Source organism: Nonomuraea deserti (genome assembly GCF_004348685.1).
Classification (GTDB): domain Bacteria; phylum Actinomycetota; class Actinomycetes; order Streptosporangiales; family Streptosporangiaceae; genus Nonomuraea; species Nonomuraea deserti.
Window position 1 is genome coordinate 29825 of record NZ_SMKO01000056.1, and the last position, 20321, is coordinate 50145.

General features: G+C 72.8%; 19 protein-coding genes and 2 pseudogenes. 15 read left to right on the forward strand and 6 right to left on the reverse strand.

The window, feature by feature from the left end; translation table 11 throughout:
- Positions 1-25: 25 nt before the first annotated feature.
- The 7 genes from E1292_RS21520 (at position 26) to E1292_RS21545 (ending at position 7810) form a co-directional block, all read left to right on the forward strand.
- Positions 26-1843, forward strand: coding sequence for a nitroreductase family protein (locus E1292_RS21520; RefSeq protein ID WP_132597022.1), 1818 nt, complete (start codon positions 26-28; stop codon positions 1841-1843).
- A 53-nt stretch (positions 1844-1896) separates the two neighbouring features.
- The gene (locus E1292_RS51255; RefSeq protein ID WP_165974659.1) at positions 1897-2073 is read left to right on the forward strand and encodes a hypothetical protein; all 177 of its coding nucleotides are present in this window, start codon (positions 1897-1899) and stop codon (positions 2071-2073) included.
- A 119-nt stretch (positions 2074-2192) separates the two neighbouring features.
- Positions 2193-4793, forward strand: a complete 2601-nt coding sequence (locus E1292_RS21525) for a lantibiotic dehydratase (protein WP_132597023.1) — start codon at positions 2193-2195, stop codon at positions 4791-4793.
- On the forward strand, positions 4790-5791 hold the full coding sequence (locus E1292_RS21530) for a lantibiotic dehydratase C-terminal domain-containing protein (RefSeq protein WP_132597024.1): 1002 nt from the start codon (positions 4790-4792) through the stop codon (positions 5789-5791). The genes E1292_RS21525 and E1292_RS21530 overlap by 4 nt, the downstream gene beginning before the upstream one ends.
- A gap of 5 nt (positions 5792-5796) precedes the next feature.
- The gene (locus tag E1292_RS21535; RefSeq protein ID WP_165974660.1) at positions 5797-6924 is read left to right on the forward strand and encodes a thiopeptide maturation pyridine synthase; all 1128 of its coding nucleotides are present in this window, start codon (positions 5797-5799) and stop codon (positions 6922-6924) included.
- 68 nt (positions 6925-6992) lie between these two features.
- On the forward strand, positions 6993-7295 hold the full coding sequence (locus tag E1292_RS21540) for an ArsR/SmtB family transcription factor (RefSeq protein WP_132597026.1): 303 nt from the start codon (positions 6993-6995) through the stop codon (positions 7293-7295).
- Positions 7292-7810 (forward strand): SRPBCC domain-containing protein, encoded by a 519-nt coding sequence (locus E1292_RS21545; protein WP_132597027.1) that lies wholly within the window; start codon positions 7292-7294, stop codon positions 7808-7810. Before E1292_RS21540 ends, E1292_RS21545 begins: the two co-directional genes overlap by 4 nt.
- Positions 7811-7967: 157 nt before the next feature.
- Here E1292_RS21545 and E1292_RS21550 read toward each other — a convergent pair whose 3' ends face one another.
- The 3 genes from E1292_RS21550 to E1292_RS55835 all read right to left on the reverse strand — a co-directional run bounded on the left by E1292_RS21550 (position 7968) and on the right by E1292_RS55835 (position 9721).
- Positions 7968-8786, reverse strand: a complete 819-nt coding sequence (locus tag E1292_RS21550) for a CAP domain-containing protein (protein ID WP_132597028.1) — start codon at positions 8784-8786, stop codon at positions 7968-7970.
- A gap of 92 nt (positions 8787-8878) precedes the next feature.
- Positions 8879-9391 (reverse strand): hypothetical protein, encoded by a 513-nt coding sequence (locus E1292_RS21555; protein ID WP_132597029.1) that lies wholly within the window; start codon positions 9389-9391, stop codon positions 8879-8881.
- A gap of 171 nt (positions 9392-9562) precedes the next feature.
- A complete protein-coding gene (locus E1292_RS55835; RefSeq protein ID WP_369334344.1) occupies positions 9563-9721 on the reverse strand; it encodes an RICIN domain-containing protein in 159 nt (52 codons plus the stop codon).
- 414 nt (positions 9722-10135) lie between these two features.
- On the opposite strand from E1292_RS55835, the gene E1292_RS21565 reads away from it, so the two are divergent.
- Complete coding sequence (locus tag E1292_RS21565) at positions 10136-11998, forward strand: ABC transporter substrate-binding protein (RefSeq protein ID WP_132597030.1); 1863 nt, start codon at positions 10136-10138, stop codon at positions 11996-11998.
- A gap of 129 nt (positions 11999-12127) precedes the next feature.
- A complete protein-coding gene (locus E1292_RS21570) occupies positions 12128-12850 on the forward strand; it encodes a VOC family protein (RefSeq protein ID WP_132597031.1) in 723 nt (240 codons plus the stop codon).
- A gap of 62 nt (positions 12851-12912) precedes the next feature.
- Here E1292_RS21570 and E1292_RS56135 read toward each other — a convergent pair.
- Together E1292_RS56135 and E1292_RS21575 are read right to left on the reverse strand one after the other, a co-directional pair.
- Positions 12913-13071: pseudogene (locus E1292_RS56135) on the reverse strand (hypothetical protein); the annotation flags it as partial.
- A gap of 23 nt (positions 13072-13094) precedes the next feature.
- Positions 13095-13813, reverse strand: a pseudogene (locus E1292_RS21575) (AbfB domain-containing protein); the annotation flags it as partial.
- 116 nt (positions 13814-13929) lie between these two features.
- Here E1292_RS21575 and E1292_RS21580 point away from each other — a divergent pair.
- A complete protein-coding gene (locus E1292_RS21580; protein WP_246090248.1) occupies positions 13930-14484 on the forward strand; it encodes an AbfB domain-containing protein in 555 nt (184 codons plus the stop codon).
- Here E1292_RS21580 and E1292_RS21585 read toward each other — a convergent pair.
- Entirely contained in the window at positions 14433-15620 is a 1188-nt protein-coding gene (locus E1292_RS21585) for a serine hydrolase domain-containing protein (protein ID WP_132597032.1), read from the reverse strand. The two genes, E1292_RS21580 and E1292_RS21585, sit on opposite strands and share 52 nt — an antisense overlap.
- 88 nt (positions 15621-15708) lie before the next feature.
- Between E1292_RS21585 and E1292_RS21590 the strand changes: the two genes are divergently transcribed.
- The 5 genes from E1292_RS21590 to E1292_RS21605 all read left to right on the forward strand — a co-directional run.
- Positions 15709-16377 carry a TetR/AcrR family transcriptional regulator gene (locus E1292_RS21590; protein WP_132597033.1) on the forward strand — a complete coding sequence of 223 codons (669 nt, stop codon included), beginning with the start codon at positions 15709-15711 and terminating at the stop codon, positions 16375-16377.
- Complete coding sequence (locus E1292_RS52755; RefSeq protein ID WP_220446982.1) at positions 16374-16841, forward strand: SDR family NAD(P)-dependent oxidoreductase; 468 nt, start codon at positions 16374-16376, stop codon at positions 16839-16841. The genes E1292_RS21590 and E1292_RS52755 overlap by 4 nt, the downstream gene beginning before the upstream one ends.
- A gap of 59 nt (positions 16842-16900) precedes the next feature.
- Positions 16901-17206 (forward strand): Rossmann-fold NAD(P)-binding domain-containing protein, encoded by a 306-nt coding sequence (locus E1292_RS52760; protein ID WP_220446983.1) that lies wholly within the window; start codon positions 16901-16903, stop codon positions 17204-17206.
- A gap of 218 nt (positions 17207-17424) precedes the next feature.
- A complete protein-coding gene (locus E1292_RS21600; RefSeq protein ID WP_132597034.1) occupies positions 17425-18435 on the forward strand; it encodes a 3-oxoacyl-ACP synthase III family protein in 1011 nt (336 codons plus the stop codon).
- A gap of 162 nt (positions 18436-18597) precedes the next feature.
- On the forward strand, positions 18598-20321 hold a 1724-nt coding region (locus E1292_RS21605; RefSeq protein WP_132597035.1), incomplete at its 3' end, for a beta-ketoacyl synthase N-terminal-like domain-containing protein.

Sequence of the window (20321 nt, forward strand, 5' to 3'; positions counted from 1 at the left end):
ACGGAGGAAGCGAGGCAGACGCCGAGTGCACACGACCACGGCGACGAGCGCGCCCGGCGCGGCCACGAGCCGCTACCTGGCCGCCATGCGGAACCGGGGGGCGCTGTCCATCGACTGGGCCGCCGCACCGACCCGGCACAAGCGCTACCCCGGCGCCGAACGCGTGCGGCTGCCCTGGGCGGCCGGTGACGTCCCAGGCCCCGGTCCCGGCGTGCTCGGCGAGCTGCTGCGGGACCTGCTCGGCATGACCAGGACCGTGTGGTCACACCACCTCGACGACGGCGGCCGGCCTCTGGGAGGGCCGCCCATGCTGCTCACGGGCCGGCCAGCGCCGTCGGGCGGAGGGTTGTACCCGATCGAGGCGTACGTGGCCGCGGGCGAGCCGCACCTGCCCGGCCTGCCCGCCGCCCTCTACCACTACGACCCGGTGCACCACGTGCTGGAGCGCGTGCGCGGCGACGACCACGTCCCGGCACTGACCGATCTGCTAGCCGCGGACGCCGCCGCGAACAGTGCTGAGGACATTGCTGCGGACGGTGTTGCGGACGGCCCTGCGGACGGCCCTGCAAACAGTGCTGCGGACGGTGCTGCGGGCGATTCCGCGGCGGACATGGCGATCGTCCTTTCCGCGGTGTTCTGGCGGTCGATGTTCAAGTACGGCGACTTCGGCTACCGCCTGATCTGCCAGGAGACCGGCGTGCTCGTCGCCCAGGCGCTGGCCGTGGGCGGGCGACTGGGGCTGGCCGGCCGGGCCCGCCTGCGGTTCCCGGACGGCGAGGTCGACCGGCTGCTCGGTCTCGACGACGTCCGGGAGGCCGCGCTGGCCGTACTCACTTTCACCCTGCCGTCCGGCGGGGGACGGCTCCCGGACACCGGGCAGCCGCCGGCCTCCTCCCCGCCCGGGAGGCCTCTGTCGCCGCCGGCCTCGTCCCTGGCCGGGGAGCTGATGTCCCGGCCGGTGGCCGATGAGAGCAGGCCGCTGCCCAGAGCGATGCCCGACGGCCACGCCGCCGCCTTGCACCGGGCCTGCACGTTCGCCTTCCCCAGCTCGCCGCACTCCGCGAACTCGCCGCACTCCGCGAACTCGCCGCACTCCACGAGCTCACCGCACTCCCCTGGCTCGACGGAGCCGGCCGGGGTGCTGCGGCCTCGGCCGCCGGTGCGCGCGGGCCGGGCGCTCCCGGCTTCCGAGCCCGCCGCCGGCGCCCACCCCGCGGCGGGGGTGAGGCGCCGTACGTCCCCGGTGGCCGGTTACCGTCCGGTACCGCTCCTGGGGAGGGCGCTCGGCACGGTGCTGGCCGCAGCCGGCGGCGGCTACCCGGCCGACCTGCCCGGCGCCGCGACGGGGCCGGCCGCGACCGCGCTGTGCCTGCTGTCCCTGCGGGTGGAGGGGCTGCCCCGCGGCGCCTACTGGTACGACCCGGCCCGGCACACGCTCCACGAGCTGGCCGGGGCCGGCGAGGTGGAGGCCGTGGCCACCGGGCGGCTGCTGGCCAACACGCGGGTGGCGCTGCGCGGGGCGGCCGCCGCGCTGGTTCCGGTGGGCGATCCGCTCGCGGGCGCGCGCCTGTTCGGGGACCGCTGGTACCGCATGCAGCAGATGGAGGCGGGCCTGGTCGCGCAGCGGGCCGCGCTGGCCGCCGCGGCGCTGGGCCTGGCCGCGCGCATCCACTCCGACGGCGCGAACGAGACCACCGACGAGGTGCTCGGCCTCGCCGGAACCTCCCTGAGGAGCCTGTCCTTCCTGGCGATGGGCACCCCACCGACCGGCGGGCCCCTGGTGGCCCGCCCCATCCCGGTACCTGCCGACGAGGAGGTGATGCCGGCTCCGACGCCAGCGTGACCCGTTCGGATCAACCGTGTTCACCAACTGCATCCCAGTGTCAGGAGACACACATGTCGGAGAACCTGAAACTCGACCTGCGCGGCCTGGACGTCGACTCCATCGATGTCGTGTCGGCCGACTCCATCGTGGCGGAGGGGCACGGCACCATCGAGACCGGCGCCTCCTCCTCCCCCGGCTACTGCTCGTCGTATCTGACGGCGATGAGCTGCTGGGCTCCGGAGCTGTAGCGCCGGCGTCGGCCCTCCGGTGAGCTTCGTACGGCCACCGGTATGACGAGCAGGGTCGAGGGCGCCCGTGCCGTGGGCGCCCTCGGCCCCTGACGAACCCCTTCGAGGAGCGCGTTCCCTTGACTCATGTAGCGCAGGCCGTCCCCGTCGCGGGGGACGGCGACCCTGCCGGGCTCGCCGATCCCGATTATGCCCTGTCGCCCGTTCTGGCAGTCCGTGTCGCGGGGCTGCCGGTGGCCGGGCTCGACCGGATGCGCTGCACCCGGACGTGGCGCCTGGTGGACGAGCTGGCGAGCGTATCGGCCCGGTTGCGGCGGGAGGGCGCGGAGCTGTCCGGTCCGTTGCACGACGTGATCGGCGGCGCGGCGGCGGGCCCGCTGAAGTCCGGGCTGGTGGCGCTGCGGCGCGCGGTGTTCGCGGGGCGCCGGCCGGGCGGCCTGGCCGCGTCCGCCGAGGTGCTGGCGGCGCTGCCCGCGGACGTGGCCGCCCGGATCGGCGCGTGGACCACCCTGCGGCGGCGCGCGGAGAGGTTGCGCGACGCGCTGCCCGCCGTGCTGGCGGAGGAGTCGCGGGAGAAGACGGCGGTGCTGCGGGAGGCGGTGTCCGACGCCGGTTTCCGCCACGGCCTCGCCCAGGGCAGCACGGTGCTGGCCGGCCGTCTCGAAGCCTGGCTCGCCGGCCCTTCCGACCGCCCGCCGGACCGGCAGGAACTGCTGCGGCTGGCCCGCTACCTCGCCCGGGCGAGCGTCAAGACCAGCCCGTACGCCACCTTCACGCTCAGCGGCCTGGGCCGGTGGGAGGCGGACGGTCCCGCCGTGCGGACCGGCGGCGAGCCGGCCTGGCACGTCATGGCGGAGCTGGACCGGGCGGTCCTGCGCCCGCTGTGGGCGGCGCTCACCCGGCATCGGCGGGTGCGGGAACGGGCCCGCTTGCGCGTCAACCCGTCCGCCACCGACGACGGCGACCGGATCTGGTTCCTCGGCTTCGGGCACGGCGAGCCGCTGTCCGGGGTGGCCGCGAGCCCCGCGGTGCGCGAGGCTCTCGACTGGGTGCGCGGGCGGGACCACGCCACGCTGGCCGCCGCTCCGGGGATCGAGCCGCTGGTGGACGCGGGGCTGCTCGAACTGGTCCCGCCGTACGACGAGCAGGGCGCCGACCCGGTGGGGCGGCTGGCTTCGTGGCTGGCGGAGGACGGCCCGGCGCCGTACGCGCAGGCCGTCGGCCGGGTCGCCGAGGCGCTGCGCGACGGTGTCACCCACCCCGGCGACGGCGCGCGGGCGGCCGGGGTCGTGCGGGCGGCGTTGAGCGAGGTGCTGCCGCCGGGGCCGTCGCTGCCCGGCAAGAACCTGCTCTGGCACAGCGCCGTCATCCCCGGCGTCGCCGGCCGGCTGAGCGCGGCGGCCTGGCGCGGGGTGTGCGACGACCTCGACGCGCTGCGCGGGCTGCTCGGCCTGTTCGACCCCGACCTGCCCGTCAAGATCGCCGCCGCCGCGTTCTTCCTGGACCGGTACGGCCCCGCCGGGCGGGTCGCCGCTCTCGACCTCTACCGCGAGATCCACCGGCAGGCGCCGGGCGAGGGCGGGACGCTGCTGCGCGGCATGCTGCGCGACCCGGTCGCGGGCACGCGGGCGGTGCCGGGCGCCGAGCACCCGCCCGGCCTGACGCGGCTGACCGAGCTGCGGCGGAGCTTCTGGGAGCGGGCCGGCGCCGGGCCCGGCGGGCATGAGCCGGTGGTGGACCTCACGGCGTCCCGCCTGGCCGCCATGGCGGAGAGCTGGCCGGGCTTCGTGCGGCCGCCGGGATCGATCTGCTGTTACCTGCAGGCCGTTCCGGGGCCCGGCGGCGTGCGCGCGGTCGTCAACTCGGTCTCCGCCGGGTACGGGCGCGGGCTGTCGCGGTTGCACCGGCTGGTCACCCTGGCCGGCGGCGAGGCGCCGCCCGCCCGAGAGCTGCGGGCGGCGCAGGGCGACGTCATGGTGGCCGAGTGCCGCGGGCTCGTCGGCGGCGGCCTCAACGTCCGCCCTGCCACGGCCGACCTCGCCCTCGACCATCCCTTCACCGCTCCCGACGCCCACCTGCCGCGGGTCGCGCCGGCGGACCTCACGGTCGGCTACGACCCCGGGTGCGACCGGCTGACGCTGTTCGACGGCGCGGGCCGCCCGGTCAAGCCGGTCCACCTGGGCATGACGGCCCAGTACTGGCTGCCGCCGTGGCTGCAGTTCCTGGTGCGGGCGTTCGGCGAGCCGTCCACGGCGATGGTGCCGGGCTGGGTGTTCCGCACCCGGGCCGAGGCACCGGCCGAGGGCGTGGTGGAGCGCTGGCCGCGGATGGACCTCGGGCGGGTGACGGTCGCGCGGGCGGTCTGGCGGCTGCGGGCCGGCGCGTTCCCGGTTCCGGCCAAGGGCGAGGGTGAGGCCGCGTACCTGCCCAGGCTGGCCGGGTGGCTGGCGCTGCACGGAGTGCCCCGCCGGTTCTTCGCCCGGGTGGTGGATCTCCGGCGCGGCCTGCTGGCGGGGCTGCTGAGCAAGGACCGCAAGCCCATGTACGTGGACGTCACCGACCTGCTGCTGCTGACCGGGTTCGTCCGCACGCTGCGCGACCCCGCCGCGCTGCTGGTGCTCGAAGAGGCACTGCCCGACCCCTACCAGGCGCCCCGCTACGGCGCGGGCGGCCGGGTCACCGAGTACGTCGTGCAGCTGTCGGGAAGGCCGGGCCGATGACAGCGGCCCGGGAGGACGCCGGGGCGGGGGACGGCTGGGTCGGCGCGCACCTGTTCCATTTCGGCGACCTCGACCCGCTGATCACCGGCGTGGTGGATGCGGTGGCGCGGGAGCTGGCGGCGAACGGCACCGCGCGCCGCGCCTTCTTCCTGCGTTACTGGGAGGGCGGCCAGCACGTGCGGCTGCGGCTGGAGGTGCCGGACCCGGAGCGGCGGCCGCGCGTCCGGGACCTGGTACGCGAGCGGGCGGCGGCCCACTTCGCCGCCCACCCGTCTCCTTCCGTCGACGCGGCGGCCTACCGCGCCTTCGCCGCCGCCATGGCCAAGGGCGAGCGGCGTACGCGCTACGACGAGCGGCTGCACCCCGCCGGCTCGGTGGCGTTCATCGGCTACCGGCCCGAGTACGAGGCGTACGGCGACGCCGCCTGCGTGGCCGCCGCGGAACGGCACTTCGCGATGTCGAGCCGGCTCGCGCTGGACGTGTTGCGCGCCGGGACGGAGATGGGCCGCCGGGCGGCGATCGGGCTGGCCGCGCTGACCATCGCGGCCGCCGTGTGCGAGCCCGACCTGCCGGCCGCCGCGCACCGCCTGGCCGCGGCCGCCCGCGAGACGCCCGGCCCGGGGGCCGCCCCGGAGAGCGAGGAGGATTGGCGGCGCCGCGAGAGCGCCCTGCTCGCCCAGACGCGCAGGTTGTGGGACAGGCCCGAGTCGGGCGGCGGCCTGCTGGCCGCGTGGGCGTCGTCGGTGCGCGCGCTCCGCGACGACCTCGACGCGCTGCACTCCGCCGGACGATGCGCGCCGCTCGACCCGGGCTCGCCCCACGCGTTCTTCGCCCTGGCCGCGCCGCCGGAGCGGCGCACGGTGTCGCTGATCCTGATGCGCTGCGCGCACCTGCTCCACAACCGGCTGGGGCTGCGCGCCGGTACCGAGCAGCACATGTCGTTCCTGGCGGGCCGTGCCATCGCCGGCCTCGCCGACACCCGGAGGTGGTCCCCCTGACCGGCTTGCCCGATTCCGACACTCCCGCCTGGCACAGCGTGCACGTCCACTACCACGCGCCGGACAAGGACGGCCTGCTGCTGGACGCCGTGCGGCCGCTGCTCGACGGGCTGCGCGGCCAGGTGGCGGCGGCGTACGTGCTGCGCCACTGGCGGCAGGGCCCGCACCTGCGGATCAACGTCAGGGCGACGCCGGCCGTGTGGCGGCGGGTCGTACGCCCGCGCGTCTCCGAGGTCGTCGGCGGCTACCTGCGCCAGCACCCCTCTACGGCCGCGCTCGACCCGGCCGGGAGCCTGGACAGACACCGCCTGCTCGCCATGCGGGAGCAGGAGCGCGGCCCGCTCACGCCGTGGCCGCCGGACAACTCCATCCGCGAGGCGCCGTACGACTCGCGCCGGCACGTGCTCGGCAGCGACGAGGCGGTGGACCTGCTCACCGCGTTCTACGTCGATGCCACCCCGCTGCTGTTCGGCATGCTGGAGCACGTGCGCGCGGGCCGCGACAGCAGGACCGGGCTGGCGCTGAGCCTCATGCTGACCATCGCGCACACCTCGCAGCGCATCGACCGCAGCTACCTGTCGTTCCGGATGCACGCGGAGGGTTACCTCACGTGGGCGGCCGACCCGGAGGGCGCCCGCGCCCTCTTCGAACGCGGCTTCAGGGAGCGGCGCGCGGCCCTGACGGACCGCGTACGCGAGGTCGTCGCCTGCCTGGACGACGGCGGCGCCCCGGCCGTCCCGTTCGTACGGGAGTGGGCATCCCTGCTGGAGCAGTACCGGAGGCGGGTTGCGGCGCTGGACGACGGCCGGCTGATCCAGCCGATGATCGAGCCGGGCGAGGCCCTCCGGGTGCGGCCGGGCGACCCGCCGGCGCCGGACCGCGAGCCGAGCGAGCTGCAACGCCTGGTCTTCGACAATCCCGCCTACCACGAGGCGATCTTCGCCGACCCGGCCTTCCGGCGCTACCGGGTGCTGCTCAACTACACCTACCTGCACCTGACGCGGCTCGGGCTCACCCCGCTCGACCGGTTCAGGACCTGCCATCTGCTGGCCGACGCGGTGGAGGACGTCTACGGCCTGTCAGGGCTGGACGCGCTGCGCCGCTTCGCCGGCCGCCCCGCGACGGCCGGATGACACCGGCTTCGTGACGGCCGTACGGCCCAGGGTTGCCGAATCATATTTCCATTTGGCAATATGATGACATGAGCGCCTACGCAGCCCTGGCGGAGCCGCACCGCAGGCAGATCCTCGACCTGCTGCGCGACGGTGAGCGGCCCGCCGGAGAACTGGTGAAACACCTCGATCTCAGCCAGCCCGGGGTGTCCAAACACCTCAAGGTCCTGCGCGAGGCCGGACTCGTCGCGGTGCGCACGGAGGGCAAGCAGCGTGTGTACGCGCTGCGCCCCGAGCCTCTCGCCGAGGTCGACCAGTGGCTGGAGCCGTATCGCGTCTACTGGTCGAGGCACCTCGACGCCCTGGAGCAACACTTGGAGGAGAACCCATGATTTCCGGAACCCTGCACACGATCGACGGCCGCCCGGCGCTGCGCTTCGAGCGCACGCTCGCCTACCCGATCGAGCGCGTGTGGCGCGCCGTCAGCGAGCCGGCGGAGCTCGAGCGCTGGTTCCCCGCGGCCGCCGACTGGACTCCGGCGGCGGGTGAGACCTTCGAGGCCGCCGGCGCGAGCGGCGAGGTGACCGAGGTCGATCCGCCCCGCCGCCTGGCCTGGACCTTCGCCGGCCAGTCCTACAGCTTCGATCTGGCCCCCCACGGAGACGGCTGCCGCCTGATCTTCACCCACGTCATCGACGACCGGGGCCTGTCCGCGCAGACCGCCACCGGCTGGGAGGCCTATCTCTCGCGGCTCGAGCCCCACCTCGCCGGCCAGGGCATCTCCGAAGAGAAGGCACACGAGCAGTGGGGGGACGTTCACGAACGGTACGCCGAGCGCTTCGGGGTCGACCCGGCTCCTGGCCGGCGCTTCGCGGCGGCCCTGCGCGGAGACGACGGCGACGCCTAGCCGGTGGAGGCGGCCCCCTGCCCGGCGCGGGGGCCGCCTCCTCTCTGCTGGGGAAGCGGGTGTCACGGGTGCGGGGCGAGGGGGCCGGCCAGCCCGCGGTCGGGTGTGCGGACGGGCGGGCCGGCCCGTTCCCGCAGCCGGGGCGGGGGCAGCAAGCTCACGTGCAACGTCCGAGCATCTGGACGTAGGTCAGGGCGGGAGTGGTGGACCCGGCTGCCGGGTCCGCGCTCCCCCACGCCGTTCTGGTGTACATCTCCTTGAAGATGGGGTTGAGGAGGTTGGCGCGGTGCGGAGGGCTGTTCATCCACCAGGTGACGGCCGCGCGGGGGGTCACCATCGAGCGTCCCCAGCCCACGTAGGCGTTCTCGGCGACGTCGAATCTGCCGCAGCGCCGCCCGTAACCCGCGGCCGTGGCCCGGCTGAGGACGGTTGAGCCGGTCTGCGGGTTGATGTGCGGGTCACAGGTCTTGGACTCGTCCTCGCTGGTCTTCGGGTTGTCCCTGTTGGGACGGCAGTTCTTGCCCGGCTGCACCTTCCCCCACCAGCGCAGGCGGACGGCGTCTGCGACGTGCCCGGCCGCCGCGCCGCTGAGGCCAGGAGGGGCCGAGCTTCTCTTGCCGAGGGCGACGTACCTCTTCAACGGCTGAAGGTTGACGCCGGGTGCGGTTCGTTCGGCGTTGACGAGGCACAGGACGGCCTGCTCGATGGCGCTCCGCTGCATGCGGAAGTCGTAACGTCCCCGGGTGGTGCCGGGGAAAGCCGACTCGGGCCTGAAGACCAGGTCGATGTTCGCGCAGGTTCCGGCGCCCTTCAACGGCGCGGCCGCGGCGGCCGCCGGCTCCACCTGGGACAGGGCGGCGGGCAGGCCCAGCAGCAGGGTGCCGGCCGTCACGGCGGCGACCCACCGAGGGCGTGCCTTGCCGCCGCCGGGGGCGATCTGCTGCTGATCATGTGGGAACGGTGAGAGGTGATTCACGGGGCTTCCTTCGTTGGGTTTCCGTTGGTGCCGGTCAGAGACCGGCACCGCGGTGGTCCGGACCGTGCGCGCAGCGCGGTGGGAGGGCCGGGTCAGTGCGGGGAGGTGTAGATGTTCTTCCAGGCGGGGTTGCCGGCGGTGCACTGGATCGACGGCTCGGATCCCCGGCGCTCGGAGCACACCTTCAACTCGACCTGGAACACCCGGTGATAGGTGAACGAGAACCGCTTGGGCGTGCGGTAGGCGCATGTACGGACGTGGTGGCGTTTCCAGGCGACCCGGTTGCCGGCCGCGTTGACGGTGGCGATGCCGAACACCACCCACCCGCACCTGGACCTGGTCCGGGCCAGGTCGGTGACGATGCCGGACACGGTCAGCGCGGCGGCCGACGGGATCACCTCGTGGTCCTCGCCGGTCGCGGTGACCGTACCGGCCGCCTTGGCCCGCCTACCGCCGGGCGAGTGGTACGGACCCCAGGGCTGCGGCGCGGCGACGGCCGTGCTCGCCGCCGAGGAGTCCGCCGTGGCAGCGGCGGCCGGCATCGCGGCCATCGCCAGGAGCGCCGCCGCGGTGAAACCGATCAGCGCACGTGAGCCGTTGTTCATCTCTGTCTCCTTGCTGAAGTTCTCGCTGAGGCCGTCGGGCCGGATCAGTGGACGGCACGGGTGGGGAGCGGAACGTTCCACGGGCGCCGGTCCGAGCCGAAAATGGTCTTGTCACCGCCCTGGACGATGCGGCCGAACGTGCCGGCCTGGTCGCCGTCGGGGGCGCTCCAGCTAGTGGAAGGCGACCGGCCTGAATCGCCAGGTCTGGTTGCCGCGTGCTCCGGGGCCACCGCACGTGGCCTGGACCACGTCGGCTGCGTGCGCGGTGCTGGCATGGGCCACGTCCAGGCATTGTCCGCTGTGCTCGACGATGATCTGGTACCAGACGATGCGAGCGCCTACGGGGGCGCCGCCGCGGCCGCGGAGGAGCCGGCGAGCACGCCGGCGAGCAGGCCTGCTGCGACCGGAGCGAATGGTGTGCCTCTCATGAAATCTTCCTGGCTTCCTTGAGGTGAGCGGTGACCCGCCCTCATCGCTCCGGCGCGCTCTCCCGTGCCGGAGAGCGGGTGTCGCCGAGGGACGCGTGAAGGGGGAGCCGCCAGGCACGGTCGTGCCTGTCCTCGCCACGGTCGCGTCGCGGACGGGTGTCCGGCGATGCCGCCGGACGAGTCCACGTGCGTGACCATGTATCTGCAGGTAGTGCTCCCTGCTCTGGACGAAGGGGCAGGCGTCCGGTGACGATGAGCCGGGTGTCCGGCATCGCCGGACACCCGGTGGCCGGGCTGTGAGCGGCAGGGGGGGCGGATGGGGTGGGAGTCGGATCCGCGACCGGGCTTCGCCCGGCGACTGCGGGCGCTGAAGGACGCCGCGGAGGTGTCGGTCCGTGAGCTGGAGATCGCCAGCAGCCGTACGCCGCGGCGCCGCGCGGGAGAGGCGCCGTTACGGCTGAAGCGCAGCACCATCGACGGGATGATCAGCAACACCCGGCCGGTGTGTCCCCGGCAGGAGCATTTCGAGGTGTTCGTCGACACCTGTCTGCGCATCGCCGGAGGATCCGGCCGGCCGCTTCCCGGCGATCTCGCCGACCGTCGGGCATGGGATGCGGCCTATCGGGACTTGCTGGTGGGCATGGCCGGAGTACGCAGCACGAGCCGTTTGGCGGCCGATGCCGTCAGACTCCTGCGTGCGGCGAACCAGTCTCCGGCCGCCGAGCACGAAGACGGCGACGGACCCGACGAGGTCGTCCCGTCCCGTGGACCGAAGGTGCCGGGCCCAGCGGGAGGAGCTCCGCCGCCGCCCCCACGAACCTGGACGGCCGACGCCAGGCATGGCGCGCCCGGTTCCGCTCCGCCAGGGACGCCCACCGCCCCGCCGGCCCGGACCGGACGGCGCAGGGTGAGGGGCCTTGCCAAGGGCGCCGGTGTGCTCGCGCTGACCGGCGTGGCCGCCGCTGCCTGGACCCTGGCGCCCGTCTCCGGGCGCGGGACGGGCGGCGCCGAGCCGACCGTCGCGCCGGCGTACGTGGGCGGCGACGGAGTGCTGCGGCTGGGAGCGCTGGTGCCCAAGAGCGGCGGTCTGCAGTTCTTCAACCGTCCGATGGCCGCGGGCGTGCGGCTCGCCATCGCCGACATCAACGCGGCGGGCGGGGTGTTCGGCCGGAAGGTGATCGGGACCGAAGTGGACGCGGGAGATTCGGACGACCGCGGCACCGAGGCGCTGGCCCAGCTGATCTCCGAGAGGAACGACGTCGTCATCGGCCCGATCATGTCGTCAACGTCCCTGGCGATGATCGACCAGGTCAGGACCGCCGGGGTCGTGCAGATCTCGCCCACCGCGACCTCCGACCAGCTCACCGACGCCGCCGACGACGGGCTGTTCTTCCGCGTGGCGGGCCCGGACGCCATCCAGGGCGACGTCCTCGGCGAGCTCATCCGGGCCGACGGCGGCCGGCGGGTGGGCATCCTGGCGCTGGACGACCCCTACGGCACAGGGCTGAGCGAGCACATCCGCAGGTCGCTGGAGCGTCGCGGCGTCGACCGCGTCCAGGTCGAGACCTACGACGCCTCCGACGAGAGCCACACCACCGACGTGGAGAAGATCAGGGCATCCGACCCGGACGCGATCGTGGTCGTCGGCTTCACCGAGGCCACGGCCGTCGTCCGTGAGCTGGTGCGGCAGGGGCTGGGCGCGGGCGAGCACAAGTGGTATTTCACGGACGGCTACCTGTCCTCAGGGGAGAGCCTCGGCCTTCCCCAGGGCACCCTCACCGGGGCCAAGGCGACCCAGGCGGGAGCCAAGGTGGCCACCGTCTTCGAGCAGCGGTTGCTCGCGGTCGACTCCGCGCCGACCGACTTCGCCTACGCTCCGGAGGCCTACGACGCGACGACCGTCGCCGCCCTGGCCGCCGTCGCCGCGGGCCGCGATGATCCGAAGAGCATCGCCGGCGCCATGGCCGGCGTGACACGGGTCGGCGAGCGGTGCACCGGCTTCCAAGCCTGCGCCCGGCTGCTGGTCGCGGGCAGGGACATCGACTACGACGGGGCGAGTGGCCCGATCGACTTCACCGACAGGGGCGATCCAGCCAGGGCCCCGATCGGGGTGTTCGAGTACAAGGCCGACAACAGCTACATCCGCCTCACCCACAAACTCGGCGAAAAGCCCACCTGAAGCCGGCTCCTCGAGACGCGTGAAATGCGTTGGCATCGTACGCATCGGGTGGGTTAGCGTTGCTGCCGTCACGCGCCAGGACGCCGCGCTCTGCCTGCGCCCTGCGAGTCAGCGGATAGGAGATGCGGGATGACCGCTCAGCTCGTCGCGCTCTGCATCGACGCGCACGACCCACCCGGTCTCGCCCGCTTCTGGGCCGGAGTCCTGGGCTGGGAGATGACCGACGACCCCCACGACGGCATCGTGCTCCTGCCGGACGCCGACACCGGGTTCCGCATCCGCTGTCTCCCGACCCAGGAGAAGAAGACCACCCAGAACCAGATCCACTTCGATCTGACGAGCGCGTCCCCCGAAGGCCAGCAGCAGACGGTGGACAGGGCGCTCGCCCTCGGTGCGCGCCACATCGACGTCGGGCAACGCCCGGAAGAGGGTCATGTGGTGCTCGCCGACCCCGAAGGCAACGAGCTCTGCGTCATCGAGGCGGGCAACAACTTCCTCGCCGACTGCGGGTTCATCGGAGCGCTCTCGTGCGACGGCACGCAGGAGGTCGGCTACTTCTGGAGCGAGGCGCTGGGGTGGCCGCTGGTCTGGGACCAGAACCAGGAGACCGCGATCCGCTCGCCGCACGGCGGTCCGAAGATCACGTGGGGCGGTCCTCCGGTGGCGCCGAAGACCGGGAAGAACAGGCTGCACTTCGACCTCGCTCCCCCCGCCGGCGGCGATCAGCAAGCGGAGGTCGACCGCTTGGTCGCCCTCGGAGCCACGCGCGTCGACATCGGCCAGCGCGAGGTCAGCTGGGTGGTACTGGCCGATCCCGACGGCAACGAGTTCTGCGTGCTGCCACCCCGATAACGTGTCATCGGCAACGAAGCGGTCGTGAACGGCAGGCCGCCGGCCACGGCCAGCACCGCCGTGATGATCGAGGCCGGCGCCGAGGTGTGCCTGCCCACGGCGTAAAGGGCGATGAGCACGGCGCTGACCGGCGCACCGTATGTGGGCGGCTGCATGCCCACCAGGTAGAGGACGGCGACGAGACCGGCCACGACGATGGGATGCCGCCGGCGCACCACCATGAGTCCCGTGACCACCACCGCGATCAGCACCACCTTGACGCCCAGCCCGAGCGCCGCCCAGACCTGCGCCGACGTGTGCGTCGGAGTTCGCTGCAGCCCGCGTCCAGCACCCTGCGGTAGGCACGGCGGGGCACGTGCCGCAACGTCGTCTCGTACTTGTCGATCTCATAGGGCTCGGTGTCATACCGCCACGGGTCGGGAACGTGATGAACCCACTCGAAGAAGCGGCGGAGGAAGCGGCCCTGAACGGAAACGGACAAGAGCGAGACGGCTCGGAAGACCATCCTGTGCAGGCGAACGCGGACGTTGGGCATGCATGTCAGCCTGCTGCCGCCGATGCTGCGATTCATCGGCTGTTGCGGGTCATCGGGTCGCGAAGGTTCCGGACGACCGCGTGAGGTCCCCTGGTGCGTGACCTGGAAGGTGGCGTCCTGCCTGCCCTGCGCGTCCGTGATCGGGACGATGCGGAGCAGGTAGCCGAGGTGGCGGAGGTAGCGGTCGGGCTGGTTGTGGGAGCGGAACGACGTCCAGGCGCCGTCGGCCAGGCCGGCGGTGCGGTGGAAGGCGGCGTCCGCCCGGAACGTCGCGGTGCCGTCGTCCGGGTCGAGCCTGACCGCGAAGTTCGCGTGCCGTAGACAGCGGCCGGGAAGTTCACCGACTCGAACGAGACTCCGGCGGGGTCGGCCAGGCCGGGTACGAGCCGCCACTGCTGGTCGGCCGTGGGGTCCATCGGGAAGGGGTCGAGCCGGGCGACGTTGTCGGCGTGCCGGACGTACCGGCCGGGGAAGTTGTACGACGGCGCTGTGGCTCGACCAGTTCGCCACCGGCCGCGGCTACATGCCCGCCACCTCGACCGACTTGGGCAGCACCCGGTACTTCCGTAGGCGCTCCGACCACGACCTCGGCGCCGGCCGTAAGCGCCACGGCTCCGTACACAACCCGACCGCCGCCGAGGAGACGAGGAGAGCCGTGCAGTCGGCCGCCGGGGCGTCACCGTGCCGATCAGCCGCGTCCAGTCCTACGACTTGCCGGATCACTACATCCCGGCACGCCGACTTCGACGTGCGCATCGACGCGAACGTGAGCCCGGCCCAGGACGCCTCGTTCAGGCTGGTGCCGGGGCTGGCGCACGCGTCCGGCTCCGTGTCGTTCGCGTCGGTGAACTTCCCCGGCCACTATCTGCGGCACCACGGCTTCGACTTCGTGCTCGCGCGGGACGACGGCACCGCCACCTTCGCGGCGGACGCCACGTTCCGCCAGGTCGCCGGGCTGGCCGAAGCGTCGTGGATGTCGCTCCGGTCCGACAACCACCCCGACCGGTACCTACGGCACTTCGATCACCTGCTCCGGCTCGACCCGATCTACGACGCTCGGGGCCGCGGCGACACCACATTCCTGGTGTCCGCGGGCTGACCGCACATCGCCACCCGGTAGAGAGCCGCGAGCGCGTCGTCGATGGGATGGGGCTGCGGCTTTCCCGAGGCGTCGAGCCTGTTCCACCGCTGCAGGTTGATCGCGACGGACATCTGCCGCCTGCCGTCGGCGCGCGTCATGGACAGTGTCCCGCCGCCCCAGACCGTGCCGCCATGGCCCCAGAAGGTGCCGCCGCCGGGGACCTCCATCGGGTGCAGGCCGAGACCGTAGTCGATCACTTTGCCCTCTTGGGAGATGACCGGAACGGTGTGCCGCATCTGGGCCAGCGACGACGGGGCGACGATCTCCCCGGCGAGCAGCATGCCGAAGAAGCGGTTGAGATCTGCCATGGTCGATATCAGCGAGGCCGAAGGGCCCACCCACGACATGTCGTAGAGGCTGTAGTCGCGCGGCGGGTCGATCATGCCGAACCACGCCTCGTAGATCCGCGAGTGCGGCCCCTGGACCTGCGGCCCGTCCGGAAACCGGGTGTCCGGTAGCCCGGCGCGGTCGATGACGTTCCGGGTGATCAGCTTCTCCGCGGGAGTGCCGGTCACGTGCTCCAGGAGTTGGCCGAGGAGCAGGTAGTTGGTGTTGGAGTACAACCCCGGAGTGCCGCCCGGCGCACCGACAGCAGGCGCCGCGACTCCCATCCCGATCAGATCGGTGGGGTCGAACCGTGTGAGCCGGTGGTCGTCCATGCTTTCGGGCCCCGTGTCCGCCAAGGAGGGGAACGCCTTGAGGGACGGGTAGGCATGCGGGAGGTATTCGGCGAGGCCGCTGGTGTGGTTGATCAGCATCCGGACGGTGATGGCGTCGCCGCGGTCTCCGGGGACCAGCCGCGGCAGGTAGTGGCCGATCGACGTGTCGAGACCGATCTGACCGGTTTCGACCAGCTGCAGCACCGCGGCGGCGGTGAAGGTCTTGGTGATGCTGCCGACGCGGTGCCGCATGCCGGCCGTGACGGGGCGGCCGGTGGCGACGTCGGCGACCCCGGCGGCGCCCCGCCAGACCTGGTCGCCGTCACGCACCTCGGCGAACACTCCGGGCATCCCTGCGCGGTGGACGTTTTCCATGGCGGTTTCCAGCGCCACGGCATCAAGGGGGTTCTGCACGACACGCGTCCTCTCGTTCATGGGTGCATCGGAGATTTGTCCCCATTATGCACGCGGCGCGTGCAACAGTGGGTGCATGGGTTAGGTTGGTTCGGACGAGAGAGGTGACATGGCAGGCCGAAGGCGTTGGTCGACCGAGGAGATCCTGGACACGGCGGCGGAGCTGCTCCGCACGAGCGACGCCGAGTCCTTCAGCGTGCGCCGGCTCGCCGCAGTCCTCGGCACCGACTCCTCCAGCCTCTACCGGCACTTCCGCAACAAGACCGAGTTGTTGCGCGCGGTCACCGACCGGATACTCATCGCCGCCATGGACGGCTACCGCCCCGAGGGAGACTGGAAGCAGCGCATCACCACCGTGGCCACACGGTTGAGGGGGGCCTTCGGCCGGCATCCACAGGTCGCCGCGATCTGGGCACGCTACGTATCCGGCGGCACCGGCTCCCGGCTGGTCATAGAGGAGACGCTGACGGCCCTGCGGGCATCGGGCCTGCCCGAGGAGGAGATCCCGGCGCACTACCACCGGCTCGCGATCCTCCTCGCTGCGTTGATCTCCTCCGAGGCGGCGGCCGGCAGCATCACACCCGAAGAGCACGAGCAGGGCCTCGAGTCGTTCCGCGTCGCGGTGCTGGGCGCCGACCCCGCGCGCTTCCCCGCCCTGGCCCACTTCTCCCGCGACATCCGCCCCCTGTCCGAGAACCGCCACGCCGTGTTCGAAGAGATCCTCGCCGCCCACCTCACCGCGATCGAGGCCGCCGCACTCCGCAGGAGGCAGCCGTGACCGACCAGCGAACGATCTTCGTCACCGGCGCCACCGACGGCCTCGGCCGGGCCCTCGCCCACCGGCTCGCCTCCGACGGCGCCACCCTGATCCTGCACGGCCGGGACCCCGGCAAGCTCGACCCGACCGCCGACGACATCCGCGACACCCACCGCGTGCCGCGGCCACGCACCGTCATGGCCGACCTCGCCGACCTGTCCCAGGTGCGCCGCCTGGCCACCGACGTGCAACAGGCGGCCGACCGGCTCGACGTGTTCGTCAGCAACGCCGGGATCGGCAGCGGACATCCCGACGGGCGCACCCGCCGCACCAACGCCGACGGACACGAACTCCGTTTCGCCGTCGACTATCTCGCGGGCTTCCTCCTCACCCTCCGCCTGCTCCCGCTGCTGCGCCGATCGGCGCCGGCCAGGATCGTCAACGTCGCCTCCCTCGGCCGGCACCCGCTCGACTCGACGACCTGATGATCGAAGGCGGCTACAGCGGCACCCGCGCCTACGGCCAGAGCTAACTCGCCCAGATCATGTCGGGCTTCGAACTGGCCACTCGCATCCCCGCCGGCCAGGTCACCGTCAACAGCCACCACCCGGCCGCCTACATGCCGACCAAGATGGTCCTGCAGGAGGTCGGCCACCACATCGACAGCATCGAGGACGGCACCGCGGCCACGCACCGGCTGATCAGCGACGGCGCCCTCGCCACGACCACCGGCCGGTTCTTCGACCGCACCCGCGAGGCCAGGGCCGACGCCCAGGCCTACGACACCCGCGCCCGCGCCGAACTCTGGCAGCGGAGCCTGGGCCTCGTCAGCCACGACGACCTGACGTGACAGGCCCATGCCCGAAGGCCGAGCTCCCGTGACGACGCAGGTCAAAGCCGGGGCAAGCAAGGTCGTCCCCTCGGCGGTTCACCTATGTCCGCGGCCGGATCCTGCTTATCGTGAGCGCCTGTTTCCTAAGAGAGCGGACGTGGCATGCTCGAACGGCGATCCCGGCGCTGGCGCCGCCATCCGGCCATGCGGTCCGTACGTATGCGGGGCGGAGTGGAATGAGCGGGTCACGATACTCCCGGGTGGCGGGGGTGGCGGCACATGTGCCGGATGACAGCCTGACGACGGCGCAGCTGGAAGACCTGCTGGCCGAGCGCAACCCCCGCATCGACATTCCGCGCGGCCTGATCGAACGGCACAGCGGGGTGAGACGCCGCCACGTCGCCCCGCCGGAGTGCGCGGCATCCGATCTGGCGGCGGAGGCCGCGAGCCGGCTGCTCCGGCAGACCGGGCACACGCCGCCCTCGATCGACCTGATCATCTACGCGGGCGTGTCCGGCGACACCGTCGAACCCGCGACGGGACACATGGTCGCGGCCAAGCTCGGTGCCGGCTGCCCCGTCTTCGACGTCCGGGACGCGTGCAACAGCGTCCTGCGCGCGATTCACCTCGCCGACGCGCTCATCACCGCCGGCCATCACCGTACGGTCCTCATCGTCTGCGGCGAGGTCATCACCTCGAGCATCCAGTGGCACGTGGAGTCGCAGGAGGACTTCGAGCCGGCGATCCCGTCCTACACGGTCTCGGATTCGGGCACGGCGCTGCTGCTGGAGCTCAGCGGCACCCCGGGCGTGCTCGGACACGCGTTCGGCGCGAACTCCGCGGACTGGCGGGCCTCCATCATGCCGTTCATCCGTGACGCCTCCGGCGGGTTCCGCACCGGACCTTTCACCATCGACCCGGTGGGCCTGGCCATCGGCGTGCAGAAGCTGGACTTCGGCGTGCTGCGGCAGCCGCTGGCGGAGCGCGGGCTCGGCTGGGACGACATGGCCGTGGTGTGCGTGCACCAGCCGTCGCTGGCGGCGCTGCACTGGGGGTGCGAGCTCATGGGAGCTTCCCCCGGCAAGGCCGAGGTGACGATCGTCGACCACGGCAACCTCGCCGCCTCCACGCTGCCGATGCAGTTGCACCTGGCCGAGCGGGCCGGCCGGCTCAAGCGGGGTGACCTCGTCGCCCTGGTGGGCGTGGCCAGCGGGCTCAGCGCGGGCACCGTGCTGCTGCGCTGGTAGGAGCCGCGCGCCAAGGGTGCGTCCCGGCTCGGCGGACCGCGGCCGCCGGCGCCGGCGCGTACGGCACCGCCGCGCCGTGACCTGCTCACTCGTTGCAGTCCCCGCCTTCATCGCATAGTAGTTGATCGTTTGCGGTGAGTGACATAGAGGGAGCTGGGGCGCATGAGCGGTACCAAGGGGACAGACACGGCGGTGGCGGTGATCGGCGTGGGCTGCCGCCTGCCGGGCGGCATCACCGACATGAACGGCCTCTGGCAGGCCCTGGAGCAGGGCTCCGACCTGGTCGGTCAGGTGCCGCCCGACCGCTTCGACGCCGATCGCTTCGTCGACGAGCACACGCCCCGCCCGGGCAAGAGCTATACGCGGGCCGGCGGTTTCCTCGACGACATCGCCGGCTTCGACGCCGCCTACTTCAAGATCTCACCCAAGGAAGCGGCCGCCATGGACCCCCAGCAGCGTCTGCTGCTGGAGATGACGGCCGAGGCACTGGACGACGCGGGCGTGGACCCGGCGGCGCTCGCCGGAAGCGACACCGCGGTGTTCGTCGGCATCTCCGACACCTCGTACGGCTTCCAGCAGATGCTGGAGAAACAGGACGTCAGCCCCTACACCATGGCGGGGGCCACGCTGTCGATCGCGGCCAACCGCATCTCCCACACCTTCGACCTGCACGGCCCCAGCATGGCGGTGGACACCGCGTGCTCGTCCTCCCTGCTGGCGGTGGAGCGCGCCTACCGGACGCTGCTCGCGGGCACCAGCAGGCTGGCGCTGGCCGGTGGCGTGAACGTGCTGGTGTCACCCGGCAGCTTCACCGGGTTCAGCCAGGCGCAGATGCTCTCCCCCACGGGCCGGTGCGCCGCCTTCTCCGCCCATGCCGACGGGTTCGTACGGGCCGAGGGCGGCGGCGTGGTGGTGCTGAAACGGCTGGCCGACGCGCTGGCGGACGGCGACCGCATCCACGGCGTCATCGTCGGCGCCGGCACCAACAACGACGGCCGCACCATGGGGCTGGCACTGCCCAACCCCGAGGCGCAGGAGGCGCTGCTGCGCCAGGTGTACGGGCCGGACGCGCTCGACCCGGACGACCTGGTGTACGTGGAAGCGCACGGCACCGGCACCCAGGCCGGGGACCCTGCCGAATGCGAGGCGCTCGGCCGGGTGCTCGGCCGCGGACGCGCGCGGGGGCCGTTGCCCATCGGGTCGGTCAAGTCGAACCTCGGCCATCTGGAGCCGGCTTCGGGCATGCCGGGACTGTTCAAGGCGCTGCTGGTGCTGCGGCATGGCAGGATTCCCGCCTCCTTGCACGCCGAGGAGCTCAGTCCGCGCATCGACTTCGACGGCCTCAACCTGTCGGTGACGACGCAGGCCACCACGGTGAGCGCACCCGACGGCGGGAGAGCGCTGGCGGGGGTGAACAGTTTCGGTTTCGGCGGCAGCAATGTGCACGTCACCCTCACCACGCCGCCCCCTCCGGCACGCCTTCCCGGGCCCGAACCGGGCTCGGAGACGGCGCGGCCGGTGCTGCCGGTGCTGGTGTCGGCCCAGACCGACACGGCGTTGCGTGAGGCGATCGAACGCACCGCCGACCGTCTGACGCGCCTGGGCGACGACGAGGAGGCCTGGTACGACTGCGCCTACACCTCCACCCGCCGCCGGGGCGGCCACCTGCGCCGGGCGGTGGCGCTGGCGGACTCGCCCGCGCAGGCGGCCCGGGCGTTGCGCGACCTGCTGGCCGATCAGACTCGCGCAGGCGGCCCCGAACGGGCGCGAAGCCCCGAGCAGACGGCGGGCCCCGAGCGGGCGCAGGGTGCCGAGCAGACGGCGGGCCCCGAGCAAGCGACCGTCGCTGAGCGAGGGCGGGGCGCTGAGCATGGGCTGTCTCTTAT